Raw genomic sequence first — 3,691 nt, forward strand, 5'->3', positions numbered from 1 at the left:
GTTTCGGCTGGGCCAAGACCGTGGGGCGCATGCGCCAGGTGATGGTGCGTGGCTTGAAGAAGGTGGACCAGATGTTCGTGTTGAATATGGCGGCCTACAACCTTGTGCGCATGCGATCGCTGGCACAGGTGCGTCCATAGTGGCGGGAAAGCGGCAATGAGGCCAAAAAAGTAGCCTCAAACCGCCGAAACAACGTTGAATTCGCGTTGAGATTGCGCAATCTGAAAAATTTTGCGGCAGGAGCCGCGTAAGCGGAACAAGGCCGTCTCCGTTGGGCTGTATTTCAGCGGCCTGCTAATGAGCGTCTTGAGCAGGGATCCCGGCCAGATTCCCATTCGCAAGTTGGCCAGAAGGCGCGACAATTGCCAAAGCCCAATAGTCCAGTCAACGAAGAAATGCTCACTGGCATAATCGCGACAACGCAATACATCGCGCGCGGAGGTAAATTGATACAGCAGCGGCGCGAATTTCAGATGTGCTGTAAGCGGCTCAGCTGTGCCGTTTGTCCGTGCTCGTGTGTGTGAGGCATGATCGTGAACTGGAGCTGCCGGTCCAGTGAAGGAATTCGGCGGACTGGCTCGCGTGTGCAGCTTGTCGGCCACACACCAGGGCAAGAGCTCGTCGATGCGGTTGATTTTGTGATCGGCGATGTGGGTCAGCACATAGTCCAGGTAGGCACGCGGAACGATGTCATTCAGTGCGCAAGTGCCAATCAGTGCATACATCGCGGCTGCCCGTTCGCCGCCGCTGTCTGAGCCGGCGAATAAAAAATTATTCCGGCTACGCAAAATTCGGCGTAGCCGGAATAATGCGCAGCGGCAAATTACGCGGAGCCGTTCGTTGCCGAACAATGCTGCGCCGGTCGCCGAGCCGGTCCCCGAGGATTTCCGGTCCGGCGAACTACGCATAGTTACAGCGACTCCAGAAACTGGAGAAGACGGTCTGGCGGCCGATATCGACGGTTCTTCACGTGTGGCGGTTGAATGTTGCGCAGCGCCCGCTCTTTCATGGTGAGATCGGCTTCCATATAGCCGTGTGTAGTTGACGGACTGTCGTGCCCCAGCCACAGCGCAATGACAGACAGGTCAACGCCTGACTGAAGTAGATGCATCGCCGTCGCGTGTCTCACCAGGTGGGCCTGATCGAGCCAGTGGGCAACATCGCGGTCGATGCCGCTAGGAGTTCGATGACTTCTTTCTCCGTGTAGATGTGAGGTGCAAGCCGCCGATGAGCGCGCCCGCACAAGCCACGTGGCGGAACAATAGTGGAGGGATGAACTGCTTGAGATACCTCGCGAAGGGACGAATAACCTCAATCCTGCATGCCCATGTAATGGCTCTATCGCTTGGTGTCGAGTGCGCCCAATCAAGGACCAGCCTCTCAGTGATTGGGCCGCAGCGCCCTGTGGCATCTGCGAAACGCGCGAAGTTCATCAACACCTCACGTTCGAGCAACAACTCGTCGACGTCGCGAAGGCTAAGACCAAACCGGAAGGACCAGCGTATCCGTCAGCGCAACCCGCCAGGAGTCTGAACCTCAGAATGCGTAACCTTGATCGTGCCAGTAATGCCAGTCCGCGACTGCCACCTGTGTTGACTTATCGCTGTTCAGTGAAACAAGCTGGGCCAGCGGTGCCACCACGTCTCGTTCACCCCACCGGGCCCAGACGAAGTTGCCAACCCGGCACAGCTCTTCATGAGCGAGCGCGGTGACCGATACCTGTTCACCTGCGGGCAGCGGCGAAGAGGCCATCACCTTGCGAACGTTGGGCTGGAATGGAAACGAGAGCTGTTCTTCCAGATAGTAGTACCACGACAGCGCACGCTCTTCCTCGGTATACGCGTCGACGACGACTTCCATCTCGATGCGATGTTCACGTTCCGCGTTGAGTCTGGTCCTGGCCATGATGTTGTGCGGTATTCGGTATTGACTCGGGTTACAGATCGACGATATGCCGCAACAGGCCGTAGGAAACGCGCCAGTGCCCCTCCGAGCCTGTCACTGCGATTGACGCGGTTTTCGCGTTCAGTCTGACGATGGTGCCAAAGCGCTCGTTCAGGTGCTTGTCGGTGAATCCGACCGTGTCGCCGATGACGAACTCTTCGCGTTTTGCGCGCGGCGACGGCGGCGGTTCAGGATGAACAACTGGGGCAGTCCTGCCGGGAACGATCGCCGCGTAGGGAACCGCCCAGTGGCGCCGGCTTATGTTCGGGCGTCAGGCCTACGTCGGCGTGGCGAGCGACCGCTACGGCACGCTGACGTTTGGGCGTCAGTATGACTCTGTTGTCGACTACCTTGCGCAGACTACCGCGAACGGAAACTGGGCGGGCTACCTGTTTTCTCATCCCTACGACAACGACAACACGGACAACACATTCCGTGTGAACAACACTATCAAGTACGCAAGTCCGAACGTTGGTGGTTTCAATTTCGGTGGCACATACAGCTTCAGTAACGACACGAACCTTGCGAATAACCGCCAATACAGCGTCGGTGCACAATACGCGAACGGCGGCCTGCTTGTAGCGGCCGCATACCTCCAGGCAGACAACCCGTCCGCGACGTCCAGCGGCTCGATCAACAATGGTGGTGACGAAAATTTCCTCGCGAAGCGCCTGCGTGTGTTCGGCGGCGGGATCAACTACACGTTCGGGTCGGCGACGGCCGGCTTCGCGTACACGAACTCGTATCTGAGCCAGCCGCAATCGACGACGTATATCTCCGGCTCGATTCTGCCGGCCGTCGGGACGCTGAACGCGCTGAGGTTCCCGAACTTCGAGGTGAACTTCAAGTACCAGTTCACGCCGGCGCTGTATGCGGGTGGCGCCTACACGTTCACGAGGGAGAATTTCGAGGCGTCGTCCGGCGACGCAAAGCCGAAGATTCACTCAGTCGGCCTGATGGCGGATTACAATCTGTCGAAGCGCACGGACCTCTACGTCCAGGGCGCTTACCAGCACGTCGCGGGCGACAAGACGGGTACCGCGCTGGATCTCGCGTACGTGCCAGGTGCGGCGGATGCGTCATCGACCGCGAATCAGTTCGTGATTCGTGCCGCGATTCGGCACAAGTTTTGAGTTGAGGACGCGCTGAAGGCATCAGTGTCTTGCCACCCAGTTTCAGAGGTGTGAGCGGGGCCTTCAGATCATGGGCCAATCGGCAAGTAACGGTTGGCTTTTTTTGTGCTGTAGTGGCGGTAGTTTGCGGAGTCGCGTTGAGGCCGGCGAAGTAATATCATGTGTGTTTCGCTACAAGAGACCGACGATCGATGCCTTCCCGAAAACAGAAAAAAGCCACCGCCGATCAACTGCTGCTCAGTCGATACCGGAGTATTGCCGACGGCGTCACTGCACTGTTTTTTCCCTATGCAGAAGTGGTCATCCATGACTTGACGAGCCAGTCAATCGCGTACATTGCCAACAACCTGTCAAAGCGCGCGATTGGCGACGATTCTGCTCTGGAGGAAATCGAAGGAACCGCAGACGAAGAAGTGATGGGGCCGTATGAGAAGATGAACTGGGACGGCCGCCGGATGCGATGTGTGAGTATGCTGCTGCCCAGTGAGTCGTCGGACGCCGTCGGCGTTATGTGCATTAACTTCAATGTCGCGGCGTTCGACGACGTCAAAAAGGTACTCGACTTGTTCATCACGGGCGCCGGGCTGGTGCGACCGCCGGAGGAACTGTTCAAG

2 protein-coding genes and 4 pseudogenes are annotated in these 3,691 nt (G+C 58.0%); 3 read left to right on the forward strand and 3 right to left on the reverse strand.

Features of this window, described 5'->3' with window-relative positions; translation table 11 throughout:
• Positions 1-140 (forward strand): annotated as a pseudogene (locus E1N52_RS43095) (IS5/IS1182 family transposase); the annotation flags it as partial.
• A gap of 402 nt (positions 141-542) precedes the next feature.
• On the opposite strand, the pseudogene E1N52_RS43100 reads toward E1N52_RS43095, so the two are convergent.
• The 3 genes and pseudogenes from E1N52_RS43100 to E1N52_RS43115 form a co-directional block, all read right to left on the reverse strand.
• Positions 543-800: pseudogene (locus E1N52_RS43100) on the reverse strand (transposase domain-containing protein); the annotation flags it as partial.
• A 110-nt stretch (positions 801-910) separates the two neighbouring features.
• Positions 911-1,135: pseudogene (locus tag E1N52_RS43105) on the reverse strand (tyrosine-type recombinase/integrase); the annotation flags it as partial.
• A 401-nt stretch (positions 1,136-1,536) separates the two neighbouring features.
• A complete protein-coding gene (locus E1N52_RS43115; RefSeq protein ID WP_133191167.1) occupies positions 1,537-1,905 on the reverse strand; it encodes a calcium-binding protein in 369 nt (122 codons plus the stop codon).
• Positions 1,906-2,201: 296 nt separating this feature from the next.
• Between E1N52_RS43115 and E1N52_RS43120 the strand changes: the two are divergent.
• Positions 2,202-3,077: pseudogene (locus E1N52_RS43120) on the forward strand (porin); the annotation flags it as partial.
• Positions 3,078-3,268: 191 nt separating this feature from the next.
• Positions 3,269-3,691, forward strand: a 423-nt coding sequence (locus E1N52_RS43125) for a PAS domain-containing protein (protein ID WP_205965777.1), incomplete at its 3' end; no start/stop codon positions are given.

The organism is Paraburkholderia guartelaensis (genome assembly GCF_004353905.1).
GTDB classification, from domain to species: domain Bacteria; phylum Pseudomonadota; class Gammaproteobacteria; order Burkholderiales; family Burkholderiaceae; genus Paraburkholderia; species Paraburkholderia guartelaensis.